This is a genomic window from Paenibacillus lutimineralis (assembly GCF_003991425.1).
Lineage (GTDB): Bacteria > Bacillota > Bacilli > Paenibacillales > Paenibacillaceae > Fontibacillus > Fontibacillus lutimineralis.
In genome coordinates this window covers 5,028,547-5,051,066 of record NZ_CP034346.1, presented here as the reverse complement: position 1 = coordinate 5,051,066, position 22,520 = coordinate 5,028,547, and the positions used below count along the sequence as shown (strand labels likewise).

Annotated in this window: 18 protein-coding genes; 15 read left to right on the top strand and 3 right to left on the bottom strand. The window is 47.9% G+C overall.

From position 1 onward, the window contains the following. Nucleotides 1-40: 40 nt before the first annotated feature. A complete protein-coding gene (locus tag EI981_RS22375) occupies nt 41-1,444 on the top strand; it encodes a polysaccharide deacetylase family protein (RefSeq protein WP_127002033.1) in 1,404 nt (467 codons plus the stop codon). Between the two features lie 98 nt (nt 1,445-1,542). On the opposite strand, the gene ilvD is transcribed toward EI981_RS22375, so the two are convergent. Continuing rightward, entirely contained in the window at nt 1,543-3,228 is a 1,686-nt protein-coding gene (ilvD, locus tag EI981_RS22370) for a dihydroxy-acid dehydratase (protein ID WP_127002031.1), read from the bottom strand. Between the two features lie 255 nt (nt 3,229-3,483). After that, nucleotides 3,484-4,542: an acyltransferase family protein gene (locus tag EI981_RS22365; protein ID WP_227011540.1), complete on the bottom strand. Its 1,059-nt coding sequence runs from the start codon at nt 4,540-4,542 to the stop codon at nt 3,484-3,486. A 274-nt stretch (nt 4,543-4,816) separates the two neighbouring features. Here EI981_RS22365 and EI981_RS22360 point away from each other — a divergent pair, with 274 nt between their 5' ends. The 3 genes from EI981_RS22360 (at nt 4,817) to EI981_RS22350 (ending at nt 7,251) form a co-directional block, all read left to right on the top strand. After that, nucleotides 4,817-5,581 carry an HAD family hydrolase gene (locus tag EI981_RS22360; protein WP_127002027.1) on the top strand — a complete coding sequence of 255 codons (765 nt, stop codon included), beginning with the start codon at nt 4,817-4,819 and terminating at the stop codon, nt 5,579-5,581. Between the two features lie 60 nt (nt 5,582-5,641). Next, the gene (locus EI981_RS22355) at nt 5,642-6,382 is read left to right on the top strand and encodes an NAD-dependent protein deacylase (protein WP_127004899.1); all 741 of its coding nucleotides are present in this window, start codon (nt 5,642-5,644) and stop codon (nt 6,380-6,382) included. Nucleotides 6,383-6,477: 95 nt separating this feature from the next. Then, nucleotides 6,478-7,251 (top strand): protein-glutamine gamma-glutamyltransferase, encoded by a 774-nt coding sequence (locus tag EI981_RS22350; protein WP_127004897.1) that lies wholly within the window; start codon nt 6,478-6,480, stop codon nt 7,249-7,251. A 159-nt stretch (nt 7,252-7,410) separates the two neighbouring features. On the opposite strand, the gene EI981_RS22345 is transcribed toward EI981_RS22350, so the two are convergent. Continuing rightward, nucleotides 7,411-8,265, bottom strand: coding sequence for an AraC family transcriptional regulator (locus EI981_RS22345; RefSeq protein WP_127002025.1), 855 nt, complete (start codon nt 8,263-8,265; stop codon nt 7,411-7,413). Nucleotides 8,266-8,426: 161 nt separating this feature from the next. On the opposite strand from EI981_RS22345, the gene EI981_RS22340 reads away from it, so the two are divergent. The 11 genes from EI981_RS22340 (at nt 8,427) to EI981_RS22290 (ending at nt 22,460) form a co-directional block, all read left to right on the top strand. Then, on the top strand, nt 8,427-9,605 hold the full coding sequence (locus EI981_RS22340; RefSeq protein WP_127002023.1) for a galactokinase: 1,179 nt from the start codon (nt 8,427-8,429) through the stop codon (nt 9,603-9,605). Nucleotide 9,606: 1 nt separating this feature from the next. After that, nucleotides 9,607-10,593 (top strand): UDP-glucose 4-epimerase GalE, encoded by a 987-nt coding sequence (galE, locus tag EI981_RS22335; protein ID WP_127002021.1) that lies wholly within the window; start codon nt 9,607-9,609, stop codon nt 10,591-10,593. Nucleotides 10,594-10,606: 13 nt separating this feature from the next. After that, nucleotides 10,607-12,190, top strand: a complete 1,584-nt coding sequence (locus EI981_RS22330; protein WP_127002019.1) for a UDP-glucose--hexose-1-phosphate uridylyltransferase — start codon at nt 10,607-10,609, stop codon at nt 12,188-12,190. A gap of 483 nt (nt 12,191-12,673) precedes the next feature. Next, complete coding sequence (locus EI981_RS22325; RefSeq protein WP_127002017.1) at nt 12,674-13,216, top strand: NfeD family membrane protein; 543 nt, start codon at nt 12,674-12,676, stop codon at nt 13,214-13,216. Then, nucleotides 13,217-14,752 (top strand): flotillin lipid rafts scaffold protein FloT, encoded by a 1,536-nt coding sequence (locus EI981_RS22320; RefSeq protein WP_127002015.1) that lies wholly within the window; start codon nt 13,217-13,219, stop codon nt 14,750-14,752. Between the two features lie 220 nt (nt 14,753-14,972). Then, a complete protein-coding gene (gene glcT, locus EI981_RS22315) occupies nt 14,973-15,821 on the top strand; it encodes a glucose PTS transporter transcription antiterminator GlcT (RefSeq protein WP_127002013.1) in 849 nt (282 codons plus the stop codon). Between the two features lie 476 nt (nt 15,822-16,297). Continuing rightward, on the top strand, nt 16,298-16,573 hold the full coding sequence (locus EI981_RS22310) for an HPr family phosphocarrier protein (protein ID WP_127002011.1): 276 nt from the start codon (nt 16,298-16,300) through the stop codon (nt 16,571-16,573). Beyond that, complete coding sequence (gene ptsP / locus EI981_RS22305) at nt 16,566-18,278, top strand: phosphoenolpyruvate--protein phosphotransferase (RefSeq protein WP_127002009.1); 1,713 nt, start codon at nt 16,566-16,568, stop codon at nt 18,276-18,278. Before EI981_RS22310 ends, ptsP begins: the two co-directional genes overlap by 8 nt. A 196-nt stretch (nt 18,279-18,474) precedes the next feature. Next, nucleotides 18,475-19,185 (top strand): DsbA family protein, encoded by a 711-nt coding sequence (locus tag EI981_RS22300; RefSeq protein ID WP_127002007.1) that lies wholly within the window; start codon nt 18,475-18,477, stop codon nt 19,183-19,185. Nucleotides 19,186-19,284: 99 nt separating this feature from the next. Beyond that, entirely contained in the window at nt 19,285-19,695 is a 411-nt protein-coding gene (locus EI981_RS22295) for a disulfide oxidoreductase (protein WP_237172678.1), read from the top strand. Nucleotides 19,696-19,904: 209 nt separating this feature from the next. Next, nucleotides 19,905-22,460, top strand: coding sequence for a DUF2339 domain-containing protein (locus tag EI981_RS22290; RefSeq protein WP_127002003.1), 2,556 nt, complete (start codon nt 19,905-19,907; stop codon nt 22,458-22,460). Nucleotides 22,461-22,520: the final 60 nt, after the last annotated feature.

Here is a 22,520-nt window from a genome sequence, read left to right as displayed (position 1 = left end):
CGTGGAAAAGCTAAGATCAGAGAGAAGTGGGGAAAGCGACATGGAGACTTTGCTGATATGGCTGTTTTACATTTCATCGTTGTATGCTTTTATACCAGGGCTGATCACGCGTCTGTTTGGTTATCGTGTCTTCAAGCATGGTTCGAACAAGGATGAATTTGCCCTTACCTTTGATGATGGTCCAGACCATTATTATACTCCTCAGCTCCTCGATTTGCTGGAACGGTATGATGCCAAGGCTACTTTTTTTGTTGTTGGTTCCAATGCGGAGAAAAATCCTGAGCTGATCAGACGGATGCACGAAGATGGGCATTTGATCGGAATCCATAATTATGTTCATAAGACGAATTGGCTGATGGGTCCGGGTGCCGTGAAGAAGCAAATTCAGAAGACGAATAAGATTATCCATGAGGTTACGGGCAAAGATACACATTACTATAGACCGCCGTGGGGAATTGTGAATTTGTTCGACTTCGCTAACCGAGGCGATGTCCAGATTGTGCTCTGGTCGGCAATGTTCAGCGATTGGCGCAAGCGCATCGGAGCTGAACGCTTAACGAAGCGGATGATGAAGAAGCTCGGCGGCGGCGAAGTATTTTTGCTACATGATTGCGGAGCTACACTGGGGGCTGATAATGAAGCTCCAAGGGAAATGCTAATAGCCCTGGAGCGAGTGCTGGAGGAAGCGCAGAAGCGGGGCTTGCGTAGCGTTCGGATCGACCGCTTGATGGAGACAGACAGTAGCCTGAAGCATAACAAGAGAGTAGAGAAGGCTGCAGATAGCGCCCGCTCATTAAGCTGGTGGAAGCGATGGGTCGTGGCATTATGGCTCCTCTGGGAGAAGCTGTTCCACTTGATGTTTCATCTGCATACGACGAATGAACAGGACCCGATTTTTCATTTCCGCAGCCGTCCTTATCATGGTGAGTCGGTTGAATTGACGGACGGAACGATGCTGCAGGCTGGTGATGAGGTGCTGGAGCTGCATTTAGATAATAAGAAGCTGTTCCAGATCGGCATGAAGTCGAAATCGACTGTTCACTTGGCCATTCAGATGATCAGGCAGGTGGAGAAGGCGCTACCCGAGATTGCCAGATACGTGGTCGACCATCCTGAACTGCATAATGTAAAGGCGTTGTATGGAGTGACAATGATTAACCGGGGACCAGAGAAATTCGGCTTTACAGTTACGGATTTGCCGAAGGGGTTCTTTGCTAGTTCTTCGCGAATCTATTTGAAATTCCTGATGAGAGTGATCCACCCAGATGGAGGGACAAGATTGAAGCAGGCACCGGAGCTATTGGTGCCGAAGTTGATTCTGATGCCGATAGATCTACTGATGAAGAAATATCTCAACGATGGTTCCCATCACCGGATTAAGCATGACAGGCTCGTCGAGGAGGAAGAAGAGACGGTCATCAGCTCCACCCTTCCTTGTCGGTAATCAGTAATTATTTATTTGTTTATTCAAAAAGGCTTGGCTCCTACCAGAGGAGCCAAGCCTTTTTTTACATGTAAAAGGAAAACTATAATGTGCTTGGATTAGATCTTCATAACTCCGCCCGAGCTAGCGTTAGTAACCAGCTTGGAATAACGAGCCAGATAGCCGGTTTTCACCTTCGGCTCGAAGCCCTTCCAGTTTGCACGGCGGCTGGCCAGCACTTCTTCATCGACCAGCAGCTCGATTTTGCGGTTATTCAAGTCGAGCTCGATGATATCACCATCTTCGACGAATGCGATCGGACCGCCTTCCGCAGCTTCCGGAGAAATATGACCGATGCTGATTCCGCGCGAAGCGCCTGAGAAGCGGCCATCTGTAATCAGGCCGACCTTGGCGCCAAGGCCCATACCTACAATTTGTGAGGTAGGAGCGAGCATTTCTGGCATCCCCGGACCACCCTTCGGTCCTTCATAACGGATAACGACGACAGAGCCCTCTTTAACTTTGCCGTTGGCGATTCCTTCCAACGCTTGCTCCTGGGAGTCGAAGCAGATGGCGGGACCTTTATGATATCCGCCTACAGATGGATCAACAGCACCCACCTTGATGACGGAGCCTTCCGGAGCCAGGTTGCCATACAGAATGGCTAGCCCGCCTTTTTCAGAGTATGGATTATCGATCGGATGGATGACGCTTGTATCCTTAATCTCGCAGCCAACCACGTTCTCGGCGAGCGTCTTGCCGGTAACTGTCATCTGGTCTCCGAAGATAGCCCCTGGCTTCTTCAGCAACTCATGGATAACGGCGCTAACGCCGCCCGCCCGATCAACATCCTCGATGAATATATCTGTAGCTGGTGCCAGCTTGGAGATATGAGGGACACGGTTAGCTACTTCATTGATCCGTTCCAGTGGATAATCGATTCCAGCTTCCTGCGCCAGGGCAAGGGTATGCAATACGGTATTGGTAGAACCGCCCATCGCCATATCCAGAGCAAAAGCATTGTCGATCGATTCCTTGGTCACGATATCGCGAGGTTTGAGATCAAGCTTGATCAATTCCATCAGTTGCTTGGCGGATTTTCTTACGAAATCTCGGCGCTCATCAGATACAGCCAAAATTGTACCATTACCTGGCAGCGCGAGTCCCAGTGCTTCGGCCAGACAGTTCATGGAATTGGCGGTGAACATTCCTGAACAGGAGCCGCAGGTTGGACAGCCAAACTGTTCAAGCTCGAGCAGATCCGAATCATCGATTTGGCCCGCTTGATGCGCACCAACTCCTTCAAATACAGAGGTTAGCGACAGCTTGCGTCCTTTGCTGTCTACGCCGGCCTTCATCGGGCCGCCGCTGACGAAGATCGTCGGGATATTGACGCGGAGCGCCCCCATCATCATACCAGGTGTGATCTTGTCACAGTTCGGGATGCAGACCATCCCATCGAACCAGTGAGCAGATACAACGGTCTCTAGTGCGTCGGCGATAATTTCACGGCTTGGCAGAGAATAGCGCATTCCGATATGCCCCATAGCAATGCCGTCATCCACGCCGATTGTATTGAATTCGAACGGAACGCCGCCAGCTTCACGGATCGCCTCTTTGACGATTTTACCGAACTCCTGCAAGTGAACATGTCCAGGGACAATATCAATGTAGGAGTTACATACGGCGATAAATGGTTTGTTGAAGTCTTCTTCCTTGACGCCGGCAGCGCGGAGCAAGCTGCGGTGCGGCGCACGGTCGAAGCCTTTTTTGATCATGTCTGAACGCATTTTCTTGGCTGTCATAATAGACGATCCCCCCAGATTTAAGAATTTATTAGATTTTGGAACTTTACACCGCTAAAGGTTTTCTTTACAGTCTATCATATGTATTCTGCTTTTTCTAGCAAACAAAAACAGTAAAATATCTGGATAAAACGTCGAATTGAGTGGAAGTTTGAGCAAAAAAAGACTCATGGGAATATTAAACTGAATTTAGAGATAGGTCGATGGGACAGAAAAAAGCCTGCGCGCGTTCGCAGGCTTTTCTAAAAAATGGTCTTAATGCTTACTGGCTGCTCTTGTGCCGAACGAGTGCGTGGCCCGGCGCTCCAGGTCAACGATCCATTGTACAGATGGCTCGATCAGCGGCGATGCCAGTCTGCGGATGAATGGCTGACAGAGCAGTAGGGTTAAGGCAATAGCAGCTACAACGAGTACCAATGATGCTGCGTCGCTATGAATCCAGCTATAGATAGGTGACAGGGCAGCAAGCCGGATAATAAAACCGTGCAACAGGAATACATATAACGTTCTGCGTCCCATATCAGTGATTCTGCTTTCTCTCCAAGGTACGAAAGCAAGAAAGCTAGCTGCGGCCAGAGCTTGCAGTCCATATAGCAATATACGGAATACCCCAGTGTACCATGCGATCTGTCCCAGTTGGCCATAGGTCATATTGCCATAGAGCCAGCCGGGGGATATATTCAGTCCGCCCATGGCGATCCAAAGGAATAGCAGGGCTGATGCGCTTAAGGCGAAGATTTTTACCTGATGTGTGAACAAGAGCTTTAACCGAGCGTAAGAGAAATGATAACCAATAATGAAGAAAGGGAAAAATACGAGTGTCCGCGAAATACTGAGCCAAACTCCATCAACCGGTAGATAGCCAACCAGCACACCGAGTAGAACTGCAGTAATAACCTGTTGAAGTGGTGTCAGCTTATACAGCATGATCAATAGCAGACGCCAGCATAAATGGCTGGCCAGGAACCAGAGCAGTAAGTAAGGGGCGAAGTAGGAATAATGCGTGTTTTGAACATGAAATAATAGCGCGTCCATCGCTAGATAGATAGTCTGGAAAATAACATACTGCATCGCGATTTGCAGCAGTACCTTGCGTCCAGCCCCTCCAAATAAATTGTTCTTCGCGAAATACCCGGTGACGAATACGAATAAAGGCATATGAAAAGTAAAAATCCACATATATAAAGCTTCCATACCTTCGAGCCTCGTAATTAACGGTTCAATGGCATTGCCAATAAATACACATACAATGAGCAAAAAGCGCAGATTCAGAAAAAAGGTCTCTCCTCGCGAACTTATTGAATGATTGGCCATGATGAATCTCTCCTTATCCGGCTGCTTCCGTATGGTTGGCGGTACGTTTTAAAATAAATTAATGAAAATTTTGAGGAATCTTCGTTCAGCTATAAGGTACTATTTTTGCAGTATTTACCTTGTGATAATAATCACAATAGAAAACGCTATCAGACGGAATGAATGTGTCGATCTGTTGACAACTGCTGACGCGCCAATTTTGTCTGGATTCGTGCTTCAAGGTACAATAGAAGAAGATATCTGTTCGTGAAGAGTCAATAAGGGGAGTGAGTCGATGCCGAAAGTTACTGTGCATGGTCAAGAGGTTCCGTGCAGAGGGATATTGTTCGATAAGGATGGTACGTTGCTGGATTTTATGCCAATGTGGGGAGTTTGGGCCACTGTGCTTATAGGATTGCTCGATGATCATTTGATTACTCTAGGTAAAGAACCGATTGATCATAGAAAGGAATCACTTGGGTTGTTCAGCGACCAGACGGGAAAGATCACCGGGTATGATAAGGCTGGGCCGATTGCGATGGGGACGGAGGAAGAGGTTACAGCGCTGCTGGCTTGGCATCTGTATACTGCTGGAATTCCTTGGAATGAAGCCACAGTGCTGGTCAGGCGCTATAACAAGTCGGCGATGCAGAAGCTAGAGCAGGACAGGAGGGCTGTGCCTCTTCCGGGACTGACGAGGTTCCTGCAGGATTGTCATAAATCGGGGATGAAGCTGGCAGTGGTTACTTCGGACACGGTGAAAGAAACCAAGAAGCATCTAGATTGGATGGATCTGAGTCACTATTTTCCAGTGATTGTCGGAAGAGACCGGGTATCCAAAGGAAAGCCGAATCCGGAGATGGCGCTACTGGCCACGCAGGAAATGGGCCTTGTGCCACAGCAATGCATCGTCATTGGAGATAGCAATGGCGATATGGTAATGGGCAAGCAAGCTGGCGCTTTATGTACGATTGGCATTGCTCCAGACGGAGACGGCCATCAGTATCTGCTCGATGCGGACATGATTATTCGCGGGTATCATGAATTGTCGGTTCAGTAAATATAGAGGTTTTTTGAACATTTACAATAAGAATAAAAAAGGGGACAAATGACGATGGATATGACGAAGATAGAACAGTTAGCCGCCTGGGTGCAGGAGAGCCAGAGGATCGTCTTCTTCGGTGGGGCAGGTATCTCAACCGAGAGTGGAATTCCTGATTTTCGCTCGGCAGCGGGAATTTATCAGATGGAGACGGCTTCGCCCTATGCACCTGAGGAAATTCTGAGCCGTCCTTTCTTCAACCGCCATCCCGAGGTGTTCTATGATTTCTATAAGACGAAAATGATTCACTCGGAGGCCCGTCCTAATCCGGCGCATCTCTGCCTCGCTAAGTTGGAACAGGCGGGTAAGCTGACACATATTATTACACAAAATATCGACGGATTGCATCAGATGGCCGGCAGTCGGAACGTACTTGAGCTTCATGGCTCGATCCATCGCAATTATTGTATGGATTGCCGTCAGTCTCACAGCCTGGATGAGGTGATGCAGAGCGCTTCTATTGTACCGGTCTGCCACAACTGTAGAGGGGTCGTCAAGCCTGATGTCGTGCTCTATGGAGAGAATCTCGATAATCAAGTGCTGTCAGAGAGTATCCAAGCGATCGCTTCGGCAGATATGCTGTTGATTGGAGGGACGTCCTTAACGGTTCAACCAGCAGCGCATCTTGTGACTTATTTCAATGGAGATCGGACGGTGCTGCTGAGTGCTTCGCCAACGGCATATGACCAACATGCAGATCTATTAATTACAGATCCGATCGGTGCGGTGATGGAAGAGGTAAGCCGGTTGCTGTCATAAGGAGAATCGAGACTACCTAATATAGGCACTTATCTTTCCGCGCAGCGTACAATATCCTAATAAGATGGATAATTCTACAATGTGAGGTGGGTATGATGATAGTTCTTCCGCCGGGGGAATCGGAGCAGATTGGGCAGATGAATCTGACGGGGCTTGAGCAGCAAATTTTGCGGATGAAGCAGGAGAGTGCAGTACAATATCGCTATGATTCTATTACCAATTTGAAATTTGAATTAACAACCAGGGGGAAAATAGTAGAAGCAGCCAAAGCGCTATATGACAGCGGCGTGGGCTTTGCTACTTTTGAGAACTCGCGCTGTAATCAGGACTACTGGGTTCGGCTTAGCAACGGGGGATTCCAACAGCGCAGCGATGTCACCCCAGCGGAGGCGATCCGCGATATTTTCCGTAATGGCCGCAAGTATGCCTTCGAATGTGCTACAGCGATGGTCATCGTCTTGTATCGAGGGGTCATGGATGTGATTGGGGATCAGGCGTTCAATACTTACTTCGCTAACCTGGTGCTGTATGATTGGAAGTATGATAGCGATCTGCGCATTAATTCGGTCAGTGGGGCGGAGGCATTTCCAGGGGATGTAGTCTATTTCAAAAATCCCGATTTCGATCCTTCTACGCCGGAATGGCAGGGGGAGAATGCGATCGTGCTGCCAGATGGACTCTATTATGGCCATGGCATCGGCATCGTAACTGCGGATCATATTATTCGCTCCTTAAATTCACAAAGGAAGCCAGGGAGTACGACGTCAGCGTACATGCTGGATGATGTAGAATCCTTGGATTTTGCTTATACACAGAGGCTGAGTCACGGTATGGCGAGAATTGGTTCGAGTGTCTATTTGCTTGCTTGATATCGTGATGAACATCAGCTATCCTGTTGGTAGTGGAAATTATTGGGGACACCCTCAACTGCGATGTCAGGCTATGAGGGTGTCTTTTTTTGAATTACGGGGCTGTTCATCCTTATACCGTTCTAGGATCGCGGCTTCTTTATGAAGTAAGAGTGCGTGTTAGTTCTGTCCGGGGGCATTTCTACGGTACTCGCTTGGCGATTCACCGTGGAATCTACGGAACTGGCGAGAGAAATACAAGGCATCGGTTAATCCGACAGACGCGGAGATTTGCTCGATGGATAGTTCCGGCCGCTCCCGTAGTAACTGACGGGATTTGTCTATCCGCAGCTTGAGTAAGTAAGTGACTGGAGTCAGCCCCGTCGTCCTCTTGAATATACGTGACAGATAGGCCCGGTTGTACCCAAGGCTAGAGCACATTTGTTCAATGGATATGGGATGGGCGTATTGACTGCTCATATAATGGATCATTTGCTTGACGGTGCGCTGCACTCCCGATTCTCCAGTCGGCAACGCAGACTCGCGAACAAGTCTCTCCTCAGCTTCGGCCATAATCAGGTGTAGATAGCCTAATGAAGCCAGATGTGAGCTAGGCTTCCGTGTGCGGAAGACTTGAAGCACGGATTCGAGTATTTCAGGAATGGCGCTGGCTGATCCGGAGCTGAACGCAGCTAGTTGCGGTGTAAACCCCGCACGCTGGACAAGCTCAGTTGCCTTATCCCCTGCGAAGGCGATCCAGCGGTATCGCCAGGGCTCAAGCTTATCCGAGGCATAGCTTACGAGCTGGTCAGGCTGAATCAGGAAGCAGTCGCCAGCGTTGAGAGAGTAATAGGCAAATTCAGTCTGGAAGCTTCCTCTTCCCTGCTCGACAAAATGCAGTAGGAAATAGTCATATACCTTCGGGCCTAGCCTATGATCAGCCGAGGTCTGACTCTCGCCTGCGAACAAGACGTGCAGATCGCTAGTCTCGAATACTTCCGGATTAGCAGCGGCACTATAGGTTTCCTGAAGCATGGGGCGACCTCCTCTATTATCCTGTCTATATTCTACTCTCTGAGGTCACATTTATCCATATAAAACTCGCATACATGCATTACGATTATATTCAATTTTTCTTATACTGGGTTCAAGGAAGCTTGAAACAATCAATCATGAATAATGAGGTGTCCATAACGATGAAACGACAAGAGATGGAACGATTGTTAATATCACGATACGGTGAGGACGGTGCAGCGATATCCGTATTCAATGCACCGGGACGCGTAAACCTGATCGGTGAGCACATCGATTATAATGGCGGATATGTGCTGCCGGCTGCGCTGGAATTTGGAACAACGATGGCAATTCGTAAGCGTTCGGATCGCAAAGTGATCTTCTCGTCTACGAATCTTCCTTATCAGGGCGAATTTGATGTGGATCAGCTTGGCAGTGGCAAGACTGGCGAGTGGGTCGACTATCCGATCGGAGTGATTGTGGAGCTTGGCAAGCTTGGCGTACAGCTCAGCAATGGCTACGATATTTTGTTCCATGGCGAGATCCCAAATGGGGCAGGTCTCTCATCTTCCGCCTCTATTGAAGTTGTTACCGCATATGGACTGCTGGTGATGGAGAATCAACCTACCGATAAGGTAGAAATCGCTAAGCTATCGCAACGGGCTGAGAATCTATTCGTTGGCGTGAACAGCGGAATTATGGATCAGTTTGCTGTTGCAAACGGGGCGAAGGATCATGCGATTCTGCTAATGTGCGATACACTGGAATATCAACTTGTGCCATTCGTGACGGGTAACTATAAGCTCGTGATCAGCAATACGAATAAACGCAGAGGATTGGTTGATTCCAAATATAATGAGCGCCGCGAGCAATGTGATGCGGCTTTGAAGATTTTGCAGCAGGATGTATCTGGTCTGGAGTATTTGGCACATCTGTCACTAGAGCAATTTGAGCAGTTGAAGGGCAAATTCACAGATGAAGTGCTGCTAAGACGGGCAACTCATGTCGTTGAAGAGAATGATAGAGTGCTTCAATCCGTTGAGGCGCTGCACGCTAACGATTTGGTTCGTTTCGGGCAATTGATGAACGCTTCCCATGATTCACTGCGCGATCTGTACGAAGTCAGCTGCATGGAGCTTGATGTTATGGTCGAAGAGGCACAGAAGATCGAGGGTACGCTGGGCTCACGGATGACTGGTGCCGGATTTGGCGGCTGTACCGTATCACTCGTACATGAGGACGCAATTGACCGATTCTTATCTACTGTAGGTGAAGCGTATGAGAAGAGAACGGGCTTGAAGGGCGAATTCTATGTGTGTGGTGTAGGCAACGGAGTTCATGAAATGAAGGAGGAGTATTAAAATGGCGATCTTGGTCACGGGTGGAGCAGGATATATCGGTTCCCATACAGTTGCGGAGCTGCTAGAGCAAGGCAAGGAGGTTGTCGTTATCGACAATCTGCAGACAGGGCATAAGGATGCGCTGCTGGGCGGGAAGCTGTACGAAGGAGATCTGCGCGATAAGGAACTGCTGAAGAGATTGTTCGCTGAGAATGAGATCGAGGCGGTCATCCATTTTGCCGCTAATTCTCTGGTTGGGGAGAGTATGAAGGATCCTGTAAAATATTTTGACAATAACGTCTACGGTACACTGTGCCTGTTGGAGGCTATGGATAAGGCAAATGTACGTAAAATCGTCTTCTCCTCTACGGCGGCAACCTATGGCGAACCGGAGAAAGTGCCGATCGAAGAGAGTGACCCTACCCATCCGACAAATGTTTATGGGGAGACGAAGCTGACGATGGAGCGGATGATGGCCTGGTTCGATCAGGTGCTGGGCATCAAATATGTTGCACTGCGCTACTTCAATGCGGCCGGGGCTCATGCTAGTGGTAAGATCGGCGAGGACCACGATCCAGAGACGCATCTTGTTCCGCTTATTCTTCAGGCAGCGCTTGGACAACGTGATTCAATCAAAATCTTTGGTGATGATTACAACACACCTGATGGTACATGCATACGCGACTATATTCATGTGAGCGATTTGGCGGATGCCCATCTGCGTGCTGTAGAGTATTTGCTGGGCGGCGGAGACAGTGATGTGTTCAATCTTGGCAGCGGCCAAGGATTCTCGGTCAAAGAGATGATCGAAGCTGTGCGCGAAGTAACCGGTCGTGACTTCCCGGTACAGGTTACCCCTCGCCGGGCTGGAGACCCAGCTGTGTTGGTCGCCTCCTCTGACAAAGCAAGAAGCGTGCTCGGATGGAAGCCATCACGTGACAATCTGCAAGACATTATCGGCAGTGCCTGGGGATGGCACAGCAATCATCCGGAAGGCTATAACGACTAAGGAGTGGGCAGAAGTGAAAGCTGAAGACAAGAACAGGCAGGATGCGCAGGCAGCTATCGAAAGACTGCTTCACTATGCATTGGAACAAGGATTAATCGATTGGTGGGACCTGGAGTATTCCCGTAACCGTCTGCTAGAATTGTTCTCCTTCGATGAGCCTTATGCCGGGGAACTTGCAGAAGAGACGCTGACGGGTCCAGAGCAGCCGCTAGAGGTATTGATTGATTATGGCTTTGAAATCGGACTGATCCCAGAAAATACAGTGACTTATCGCGATTTGCTCGACGCGCGGATTATGGGACTGATCATGCCTCGCCCGTCAGAGACAATCTCAGCCTTCCGCAAGACGGAGGCGAACCAAGGCATTCAGGCGGCGACGGATCAATTTTATAAGTTATCCGTGGCAAGCAATTATATTCGTATGGATCGGGTTGCACAGAATATATATTGGGAACAACCTACCGATTATGGATCGATGGAGATTACAATCAATCTGTCCAAACCGGAGAAAAATCCGAAAGAGATCGCAATGGCGAAGCTACTACCGCCTCCGATCTATCCGAAATGCCAGCTATGCCGGGAGAATATAGGGTATGCTGGTCGGATCAACCATCCGGCGCGCCAAAATCTCCGCGTTATTCCGTTGGAGTTAAATAGTGAGCCTTGGTTATTCCAGTATTCGCCGTACGTGTATTACAACGAACATTGCATCGTATTCCATCATGATCATGTACCGATGAAGCTGACGAAGGATACCTTTAAACGGCTATTAGCATTTACGGCGCAGTTCCCGCACTATTTTATCGGATCGAATGCCGATTTGCCGATTGTGGGCGGGTCAATTCTGACGCATGATCATTTTCAAGGGGGAAGACACACCTTCCCATTGGAAAAATCGCCGATCGTAGCGAAGTTCCAACATTTATCTTATCCGGGTGTTACAGCTGGAATCGTCCAGTGGCCAATGACGGTACTGCGCTTAAACAGTCAGGATCCCGATATATTGCTGGAAGCAGCGGATGAAATATATGAACAGTGGAAGGTATATAGCGATCCGACAGTTGGTGTACTTGCTTACAGTACAGACAGTGGTGAGAAGGTACCGCATAATACGGTGACTCCGATCGTTCGACGCGGTGCGGACGGCAGCTTCGAGATGGATGTCGTGCTGCGCAACAATCGTACGAATGAGCAGCATCCGGAAGGAATCTTCCACCCGCATCGGGAGATGCATCATATCAAGAAGGAGAATATCGGTCTGATTGAAGTAATGGGACTGGCGATTCTGCCAGGCCGTCTCAAGGAAGAACTAGCCGACATCGCTGGTATTCTGAGCGGAGATACGACCTTGTATGATGATGTTACATCTAATTCCAATTCTAAATTGGCCGTGCATGCTGCATGGGTGAAGCAATTGGTTGCAGACCACGGGCAGTCGATGGCCAAAGAAGATGCGGAAGCGCTGCTTCGCGATGAGGTCGGTCGCAAGTTTGCCGAGATTCTTGGACATGCCGGCGTGTTCAAGGTCACTGATGAGGGGCGGGAAGCATTCCGTCGCTTCGTGACCAGCGCTGGGTATGAGCCGTTTAGTGAATAATCATAGAGATGAACAGGGCTAAGCACTAGATCATAGGGCTTGGCCCTTTTTTTATAAAGAGAAGGAAGCTAACGAAACGAGGTATCGCTATTTTGGCTGAGTGGGGCTCTTCAAATTTCTAACGAAACTTGGTATCACTATTTGGACATAAAGTAGACGTTAGGGCAGAATGATGCCTGAATAACGATATGGAGTTTCGTTAGAAGGTGGCAGGTGCTTTTTGACTTGAAATAGCGTGTCCCAGTTTCGTTAACAGATGCGGGAGGGGGAGTTGCCCAGTGCTCAGATCTGCTTCAGCCTCATTCAGGAGATTAATAATGGGAAGTTTGCTGGAATTTCCTGTTGCTTTGCTTTAGTTGCAAGTATAATGGAATTGGATGAAATATTTGGAGAATGGAGTTTTGCAACCAAATATAGGATATTACGTAGTAAATATTACATATCATGATATGGTGAGTCATTTTGGTTCAAGGAGGAGAAGGGATGGATGGATTATTTTGGGGCTGCTTTATCGGCGGAGCGATTTTTGCTCTGGCGAGTACGCTCCTGGGAGATATAATCGGAAGCTGGATCGATGGGATTTTCGATTTGATCTCTGTTGACTTTTTCAAGCCGATTATTAGTGCTTCAGCGATTACAACCTTCGGGGGAAGCGGTATTTTGTTAAGCCAATATACCAGCCTGGGGAATGCTGCGATTATTATTTTCTCGATCCTGATCGCCCTTCTCCTCTCCGTCATCGTGTATTTCATTTACGTTAAACCCATGGATAACAGTGAGAATTCAATCGGATTCTCAGAGGCCGATCTACCCGGCAAGCTGGGGGAAGTTACCATACCGATCGCCGCTGAAGGCTTCGGTGAGATCATGGTTAAGCAGGTGGCAGGGAATACGCTACATATCGCAGCGAGTTGGGATAAGAGGAATATTATCGCGGGTACAGAAGTTGTGGTTGTGGATATGAAGGAGGGAGTGGCCCTCGTATCCGAATTGTATGACAATAGGAAAGAAGAGGAGATGATCTAATTGATCGAAGGGTTTCCAGATTATTTGCTAATTCCATCTGTTATTATTGCTGTCATTCTTATTCTAGGTATCGCATTTTGGGCTCGCTACAAGACGGTTAGTCCGGATGAAGCAATGCTTGTAACGGGTTCCTTCCTTGGAAGTAAGAACGTGTCAGACGATGAATCTGGTCGCAAAATTAAGATCGTTCGCGGGGGCGGCGCATTTATCTGGCCCATCTTCCAGAAGGCGGAGTTCATGTCCTTGCTGTCACATAAGCTGGATGTGATGACGCCAGAGGTATATACAGAGCAAGGGGTTCCGGTATCCGCCGACGGTGTTGCCATTATCAAAGTGGGGAGCTCGGTCGAGGATGTGGCTACGGCTGCAGAGCAATTCATGGGCAAGCCCATTGAATCGTTGAAGGGCGAAGCCCAGGAAGTGCTGGAAGGGCATTTGCGCTCGATTCTCGGCGGAATGACGGTTGAGGAGGTATACCGCAACCGTGATAAGTTTGCTCAGGAGGTACAGGGAGTAGCCGCCCGGGATCTGAAGAAGATGGGTCTACAGATTGTGTCGTTTACCATCAAGGATGTGCGCGACAAGCACGGCTATCTGGAAGCGCTTGGTAAGCCGCGGATCGCGGCTGTAAAGCGTGACGCTGATATTGCTGAGGCAGAGGCGCTTCGGGATGCAAGGGTCCAAAAGGCGCTCGCCGAGGAATCCGGACAGAAGGCCGAACTGCTGCGTGATACTAATATTGCGGAAGCGACCAAGGAGAAGGAACTGAAGGTCGCAGCCTTTAAGAAGGAGCAGGATACGGCCAAGGCCGAGGCGGATCAGGCGTATGAAATTCAGGAAGCGCGTGCTAAGCAGACCATGGTTGAGGAACAAATGAAGGTTGAATTGGTCCGAAAAGAGCGGGAGATCGATCTGCAGGATAAAGAAATTACGGTGCGGCAGAAGCAGTATGACGCGGAAGTGAAGAAGAAGGCAGATGCGGACCGTTATGCGGTGGAACAGGCGGCGGAAGCCGATAAGGCGCGTAAAATGCGCGAGGCTGATGCACTGCAGTATTCCATTGAGGCGCAAGCGCGTGCCGAGGCGGAGCAGAAGCGTCTGGAAGGTCTGGCGGTCGCAGATGCAGAGCGTGCCAAAGGTACAGCGGATGCCGAGATCATTCGTCTTCGCGGTCTGGCCGAGGCTGAAGCCAAGGAGAAGCTGGCCGATGCGTTCCAGAAGTTCGGCGAAGCCGCCGTACTCGATATTATCGCCAAGATGCTGCCTGAATTGGCCGAGAAGATCGCAGCACCGATTGCTTCGATCGAGAAGCTTACGGTTGTGGATACCGGTAAGGGAGAGGGCGCAGCTCGTGTCAGCAATTATGTGACTGAGCTGATGGCTACGGCTCCAGAAATGATTAAGAATATTTCTGGAATTGAAGTGGAGCAATTGATCAAGGGGCTTACACAGCGGAAGATGGTTAATCCAGCTCCAGCTCCGGCTGCATCCAAGCCAGCCCCTAACGTAAATCCGATCCAACCGCCGCAGGAATAATTCGTTTATCGTTGAATAATATATACGGACGTCTCACCTTTATGTGAGACGTCTTTTGTTTAATTTACATACTTACTATTTTCTATATTAGAGCAAAATAATAAGTAATTTGTGGATCTAGCAACCTTTTGTCCAGAATTACTGGCAACGCTTTATTTGGTCAGTTATAATGGGTGTAAGCGTTCCGGACAACTGAATATCAATTAAATGAGGTGCAAATGTGAAGATCCTACGAGTGGCCAAGGTGTTGAATAACAACGTCATTATCGCCGGGCATCCTGAGCATGGTGAAGTTGTCGTAATCGGCAAAGGCATCGGTTTCAATCGCAAGACTGGGGATACCATTCCTCTCGAAGCGATTGAGAAAATGTTCATTCTTACGAATCAGATGGAGCAGGAGCAGTACAAGCAGCTCGTGCCACAGGTAGATGAACATTTGATCGAAGTCATTGGCGAAATTATCTCGTATATTTCCCGGAAAACGCAATCGGAGCTCAATGAACATATACATATTGCGCTAACCGATCACCTCGCATTCGCTATTAAGCGTGCTGAACAGGATCTTGCCTTCCATAATCCTTTTCTATATGAGACAAAAGAGATATACCCCCTCGAGTTTGAATTGGCTGAGTATGCGATCGACCTGATTCATAAGAAATTGGGGGTGGACCTCGGCGATGATGAGATTGGTTTTGTTGCGCTGCACATCAACAGCGCAATTACTAACCGGCATATTAGCGAGGTTCGGGGACATGCGCAATTGATTGCTGATTTAGTAACCGTCATTGAAGAGGAGTCACAGATTTCCATTTCACGTCATTCTCTGGATTATTCCAGACTCCTTACCCATCTGAGATTTGCCATTGAGCGAGTGCGTAGAGGCGAAAGAATTGGAGAAATCGAACGACTGGATGTGCTATTGCAGCAGGAATACCCAAGACTGTACACCCTGGCTGGTAAGTTGACTGATATCATGGAGCAGCGGTTGCATAAGCCGATCTGTCATGCAGAGCTCAGTTATTTGACTATGCATTTACAGCGCATCGCTACCTCTCAAAGTGACAGCTAGGGAACTTGCACTCGTTATGCAGGTTTGTTATACTTTTAACAAGTAATACAACAGAAAATTTATTATCACAATGTGTGACTGATTCGATCAGGCATGAGTTGATTAAAGTGTTTTGATTGCAATGCTATTTGTTGGGGATAATATCCTCTGAAATAGTCGATTGCAACGGGGTACTTTATTGCTCATGTCTTTTTTGCATTTTGAACGATTTGTTACTGTCAGAGATATTATGACAGGGGAGGGATGTTGCTCAAAGCTTAAGGGGTCGCCGGAACGCTCCCTTATGTGGTAGTAAGTTCGGTATTAAATTCGATTGGAATTTGATAATTTGATAATAGTACAGAATTTGGTGAAATTATTCTCATATGATGCAATTGCAATGTGAGGTACAATTTGGCAAATAATGTCGCATTCCCGTATTATAAAGGGAGAGAGACTAGAAGACATAAAATTGTGGAAAGCGAGATGAGATAAACATGGAGAAAAATTTTCGAATTACAGATGAGGATGGAATTCATGCCCGCCCAGCTACCGCTCTGGTAAATACGGCAAATAAATTTAAAGGTTCCGAGGCTTTTGCTGAGGCAAATGGCAAGAAGGTAACTTTGAAGTCGATTCTTGGGGTTCTGTCCCTTGGGTTGGAGAAGGGGGATGACCTGAAGTTAATCGTTGAGGGTGATCAAGCGGAAGAGGCTATTCATGCGCTTGCGGAAGTGATGATTAACGAAGGGTTAGGCGAAGTCCATGCTTGAAATTAAAGGAATTGCCGCATCTGCGGGAGTGGCGATTGCATCTGCCTTCCGCCTGGAGCATCCTGATTACACCGTACATCAAGAGAATGTAGCTGATTCCGATTCAGAACTGAAGCGATTGGACGACGCTCTTGCTAAATCGCAGCAGGAGCTGGAAGCGATCAAGCAGCGTACGGAAGAACAACTTGGCGCTAAGAAGGCAGAGATCTTCGAATCGCATTTGTTGATTCTGAATGACCCTGAGCTGCTTGATGCCGTCCGCGATAAGATCACCTCTGAGAAAGTGACGGCTCAATATGCGCTGGATGAAGTAGCTAAGCAATTCATCTCGATGTTCGAGAATATGAAGAGTGCTTACTTAAGAGAACGCGCTGCAGATATGAGAGATGTGACTAAGCGGGTACTTACTCATCTGCTTGGATTGAATTATATTAATCCGGCTGACATTAGCGAGGAAGTTATTGTAATCGCTGAGGATTTGACCCCGTCTGATACAGCACAGCTGAACCGGCAATATGTAAAAGGGTTCACGACCAACATCGGAGGAAGGACTTCTCATTCGGCAATTATGGCCCGTTCTCTGGAGATTCCGGCCGTAGTCGGCACACAAGAGGTTATGGCCCAGATTCAGATCGGCGATACCGTCATCGTTGACGGTCTAGACGGTAAAGTTATTGTCAATCCGTCTGCAGAGGTACTGGAGCAGTACCAGCTTAAACGTGACCAATATCTCCGTCAGATTGAGGAATGGAAGAAGCTCAAAGAGGTTCCTACCCAGTCCAAGGACGGAGTTCATGTTGAACTTGGTGCCAATATAGGCACTCCGAATGATGTTACTGGTGTGCTAGAGAACGGTGGAGAAGCCGTCGGTTTGTACCGTACAGAGTTCCTCTACATGGGACGCTCGGAGCTGCCGTCAGAAGATGTCCAATTCAATGCCTACAAGACTGTTCTTGAACGGATGGAAGGCAAGCCAGTAGTGGTTAGAACACTGGATATCGGTGGCGATAAGGAACTGCCTTATCTTGATCTGCCTAAGGAGATGAATCCTTTCCTAGGATTCCGTGCAGTTAGACTATGCCTGGAACGACAGGATATATTCCGTACGCAATTGCGCGCGTTGCTGCGGGCAAGCGTGTATGGTAATTTGAGAATTATGTTCCCGATGATCGCTACGCTTGATGAGTTCCGTCAGGCCAAAGCCTTGCTCCTGGATGAGAAGCAGAAGCTGACTTCGGAAGGAGTTCAGGTCTCGGATTCGATTCAGCTAGGAATCATGGTAGAGATCCCATCGACGGCTGTACTCGCAGATCAATTTGCCAAAGAGGTCGATTTCTTCAGTATTGGAACCAATGATCTCATTCAATATACGATGGCCGCAGACCGGATGAACGAACGCGTGTCTTACTTGTATCAGCCATACAACCCGGCGATTCTGCGTCTGGTGAAGATGGTTATCGATGCAGCGCATCAGGAAGGACGCTGGGTAGGCATGTGCGGCGAGATGGCTGGGGATGCAACGGCGATTCCACTCCTGCTCGGTCTTGGACTTGATGAGTTCAGTATGAGCGCGACGTCCATTCTTCCGGCTCGTTCACAGATTTCTCGTCTTTCGAAGGCAGAGATGGAGCAGCTTGCAGCCAAAGCGATGGGTATGCAGACCGCACAGCAAGTGGTTGAACTGGTTCGCTCTATCGACGAATAAAGGAATAGTAAGAACTGATTATAATAGCAATGATTCATGGCGGCCTACAGGGTCGCCATTTTTAATGCGAACTATTATTCATTGGGAGTGAATCACTTGACGAAAGATGTTTTTGTAACTAGAATGGTTGCAGGATTGTGAGAATTTAATATATTCTATAATAAACTATTAAATTTTGGTAGAAAGAAGGGATATAATGCCACCGAAAAAACAAAAAAGTACGATGACACAGCGTAATGCCGCCGCAGAGCAAGCCAAGAAGAAGCAGCAGACCAGACGGATTATCTGGTTCTCGACCATCGGCATTTTGCTGGTTGTGATTGTGGTCGTGCTATCAATCAGGCCAGCAGCAACGGCTGCATCTTTTGATTATGAGAAGCTCCCAAGGTTAGGACAAGCCGATGCTCCGATTAAGATTGTTGAATTCGGGGATTTCAAGTGTCCGGCTTGTAAAATTGCTAATGATAAGATTAAACCGAACTTGGTCAGCGATTATATAGATTCGGGGAAGGTGGCTTTTTATTTCATGAACCTTCCGTTCATCGCCCCGGACTCAACGACAGCCGCGTTAGCGGCGCAATCGATATTCCACCAGAATAGCGATGATTACTGGACTTATTTTGATGCCTTATACAACAATCAGCCGGATGAGGGGCTCCCATGGGCGACTCCAGATTATTTGGTGGATTTAGCGAAGCAGGCGAATCTGTCCATCGATTTTGACTTGCTGCGGAAAGATATCGAGAATCAGACTTATATCGAAGAAGTGAACGAAAATAAGAGTAAAGCCAGTAAGCTAGGTGTCTCAGGTACACCAACCTATTATATTGATGGTGTAGAGTATCTTGGCCATTATGATGATTATGCCGAGTTCGAGCAACAGATTAAGACGGCACTCGGGGAGTAGAGAACCTGTCGTATACTGTATCCGTTAATTAAGGGAGGAGCGAGAACAGTGCGTTCTTTGTTCAGAAATTATGGTATTTATTTTGCCTGGATCGTATCTATGGTGGCTACAGCCGGAAGTTTGTATTTAAGTGAAGTATTGCATTATGAGCCGTGCAGGCTATGCTGGTTCCAGCGTATATTCATGTACCCACAGGTCATTCTACTGGGAATTGCCGCGTATCGTAATGACCGGAATGTGATCCCTTATATCCTCCCGCTTAGCTTTATCGGCGGATCCATCTCGGTGTACCATTATGCGGAGCAGAAGATTCCCGCCTTGGCTAAGGCGCTGCCTTGCAAGGTAGGCATTCCGTGTGATTTTGACTACTTGAACTGGTTCGGATTCCTGACGATCCCGCTAATGTGTCTGATCGCCTTCATTCTTATCATCGTATTCCTGTTCACAGCCCGCAACACGAATGAGCCGATGCAGACATCGACAGATATTCAAGAGACGGAGCACTTATAATAATAGCTCACGGAATAATTAAGAGGCTTGGGCTCATATAGTTCAAGAGGGAGAGTCGTTACTCTCCCTCTTTTTGCGTACATCGGTCCTTTTTTCGTCATATTGTATTCGAGACAATTGCATCATAAAAAGTTAAAATTAAAAGGAAATTTGTGGGGGTATATAGTAATATATAAAATGAACTGAATAAGCAACAAAAGGAGGATGTAATGGAGGAATTCAAAGACCGATTATTTAAACTCCGAGAACAACAGAACGTCATTGCCGAAGAATATGAGGCACTTCTCAAAGAATATGCAGCGAGTGATCTGGTAAAAGAGAATGAAGTACTCCAGCGGGATTATGAGGAGTATAAGCAGCGGGTTACGGCATTAGAGAGCAGGCTGCGGCAGTTAGAGAAGGAGAACGGCGGACTCCGCCAGGCTCTGGCCGAGCAGATTCTCGATGAGAAGCTCACCTTCATCAGAGTATCTCAGGAGAAGCTGAATACTTATTTCACCTCTGCGTCCCATCAGCATATGAACCGACTCCAAGCACTTGAATATTCCAGCAGGCAGAGAATCCAGCAATTGTATGAACAGGCGGATCGGTATTTGCAGGGCGATCAGCAGGTAATCACCGCCAAGCTGGCCGATTTGCAAGGAGAGATTAATCAACGGGTCCAGCTTCACCGCCAGTACTTATATGAGGAGGAGCGCCGAATCCATAGAGAGGCCTTAGACGGTTATGAGAGCCTGGAGGCCGAAGGGGTGGACGAACATACGATTCAACGCCGCGTGAAGCAGAACCAGCTCGAGATGAAGATTGGCTTGAACTGGATTAACAAGCTGGGCATTCTGCTGCTCATCATTGGAATGGGGGCGGCATTCAAATATACATATAGTTGGTTCAATGCTTATACCAAAGGAGCTGTATTCTTTGTACTCGGCTTACTGATGCTGGCCGGCGGGGAATGGCTGTTCCGGAGAAACAAGCAAGTTTTCGCACTTGGTTTGTTAGGAGGCGGGATTTCCGTTCTATATGGCTCTGTCTTCTATAGCTATTTCCTACTTGAGATTATCAATTTAACGTTAGGGCTTGTGCTCTGTGTTATTATAACCGCAGCAGCTGCGCTAATGTCACTGCGCTATCAATCCAAGACAATCTGTTCATTCGCGCTCGTAGGTGGCTATCTCCCGTTCTTCTCTTATTTAGAGGTATACGGATTAGCCGGTAATGCTGTATATGTGGCGATGGGATATTTATTCCTGTTGAATGCACTAATTCTGCTTATTTCCTTCCGGAAACGCTGGCCTATCGTGCATTATATAAGCTTTGGATTGAATACCCTATCGATGATCATCCTTGTCAATCTAGCAGATCTAACCGTGATCGCCATTATCTATGCACTGATTACATTCTTAATGTATCTCAGCATTACGCTGTGGGTGCCGTTCCGTTATCAATCCAAGCTGAATTGGCTTGACTTCTCTCTACTAGCCTTAAATACGATTATCAGCTGCAGCATATTGTACAGCTTGTTCGATAACGCGGGCTGGAATCAGCTGCGCGGAATGCTCGCACTCATATTCTGTGTCGTCTATTACGGGCTTGGACGTTTCAATCGCAAGTATCTGGACAAAGAAATCGAGACGAGGCTGTTGTTCTACGGCACATCTCTTACCTTCTCCCTACTCGTTATCCCTTTCCAGTTCGGAATTAACTACATGTCGCTAGGCTGGTTAATAGAGGGGATCGTCTTCTCCGTGCTGGGACATTTGCAGCGCTCGAAGTTTGTGGAGAGGATTGGCTGGGGGATTCTGGCGCTGACGATGGGAGCTTTTGTCCTGGTCGATTTGGTAGGAGGCTTGTTCAGTAATCCCGAAGTTGATTTTGCTTGGAAATACAGCTTTATCTCGATTGGTCTGCTCGGTCTGGCTTGCTTCTATGGTTTCCGTCTCCGTGATGAACAGGAGATCAAGTGTTACAGACAGACAGATCATTCGCTGCTGGCGGTATTAAAGTATATATCATCTATCAATATATGGTTCTACCTGCTGTACGAAATCAACCGGATCTACGAGGCGTTGATGCCTGCAGACGCCATATTATATAGCTTCTATCAATGGCTGCTCTTCGCGGCGATTACGTTCGGTCTGGCCTATGGTTTGAGCAAGGCGAAGATATTGTATGACAGGGTAATTAAGTATTATTACCTTATTCTGTATGTTATTGGGTATGTCCTGTGCCTGGGAGTTACGCTTGGGATGCCTGCGCTGAATACGAACGGGGAATACAATACGTTTGAGAATTATTTGGCGCTGGTCATATTGATTGTATTCAACGTATTTGTCTTTTTTAGCGGGCGGGATTTGCTGCTTCGGGTCATTGGCCGCCAAGCCGGGGGGCTGGAATGGATTCCGGTATGTCTTGGGGTTTATATTTTCGGTATTATTACAGCCTTTTTAGGGATCCAATTCAGGCTTGGGGATGTAAGTTGGCTGTTCAGCTTGATCTACCTTCTGCTGGCGATCGCGTATATCGCTTACGGATTCCGCAGGAGATATATCTTAATCCGCCGGATGGGGCTTGGCCTGACGCTGCTATCTACAGGGAAAATGCTGCTCTTTGATCTGTCGCTGATGACGACCGGCAGCAAGATTATCGCGTACTTCAGCTTCGGTCTGCTGCTGCTTGGTATTTCATATCTCTATCAGAGAGTGTCGAATATGCTGAATGCGGTACACAAGCCTGCAGAATTGAGTTCAGAAGGTGAAAATTTATAGCTTAGAATAAATTAGCCCTGCTGCGGATGCGGCAGGGTTTCTTCGTGAAACCTGAAGGGA

Excerpts from the sequence above, each read along its gene's own strand:
- galE (WP_127002021.1), top strand. The coding sequence starts at position 9,607 with ATGGCGATCTTGGTCACGGGTGGAGCAGGATATATCGGTTCCCATACA.
- EI981_RS22300 (WP_127002007.1), top strand. The coding sequence starts at position 18,475 with ATGCCACCGAAAAAACAAAAAAGTACGATGACACAGCGTAATGCCGCC.
- EI981_RS22325 (WP_127002017.1), top strand. The coding sequence starts at position 12,674 with ATGGATGGATTATTTTGGGGCTGCTTTATCGGCGGAGCGATTTTTGCT.
- EI981_RS22340 (WP_127002023.1), top strand. The coding sequence starts at position 8,427 with ATGAAACGACAAGAGATGGAACGATTGTTAATATCACGATACGGTGAG.
- EI981_RS22290 (WP_127002003.1), top strand. The coding sequence starts at position 19,905 with ATGGAGGAATTCAAAGACCGATTATTTAAACTCCGAGAACAACAGAAC.
- EI981_RS22345 (WP_127002025.1), bottom strand. The coding sequence starts at position 8,265 with ATGCTTCAGGAAACCTATAGTGCCGCTGCTAATCCGGAAGTATTCGAG.
- EI981_RS22365 (WP_227011540.1), bottom strand. The coding sequence starts at position 4,542 with ATGGCCAATCATTCAATAAGTTCGCGAGGAGAGACCTTTTTTCTGAAT.
- EI981_RS22295 (WP_237172678.1), top strand. The coding sequence starts at position 19,285 with ATGGTGGCTACAGCCGGAAGTTTGTATTTAAGTGAAGTATTGCATTAT.
- ilvD (WP_127002031.1), bottom strand. The coding sequence starts at position 3,228 with ATGACAGCCAAGAAAATGCGTTCAGACATGATCAAAAAAGGCTTCGAC.
- EI981_RS22355 (WP_127004899.1), top strand. The coding sequence starts at position 5,642 with ATGACGAAGATAGAACAGTTAGCCGCCTGGGTGCAGGAGAGCCAGAGG.
- EI981_RS22350 (WP_127004897.1), top strand. The coding sequence starts at position 6,478 with ATGATAGTTCTTCCGCCGGGGGAATCGGAGCAGATTGGGCAGATGAAT.
- EI981_RS22360 (WP_127002027.1), top strand. The coding sequence starts at position 4,817 with ATGCCGAAAGTTACTGTGCATGGTCAAGAGGTTCCGTGCAGAGGGATA.
- EI981_RS22310 (WP_127002011.1), top strand. The coding sequence starts at position 16,298 with ATGGAGAAAAATTTTCGAATTACAGATGAGGATGGAATTCATGCCCGC.
- ptsP (WP_127002009.1), top strand. The coding sequence starts at position 16,566 with ATGCTTGAAATTAAAGGAATTGCCGCATCTGCGGGAGTGGCGATTGCA.
- EI981_RS22375 (WP_127002033.1), top strand. The coding sequence starts at position 41 with ATGGAGACTTTGCTGATATGGCTGTTTTACATTTCATCGTTGTATGCT.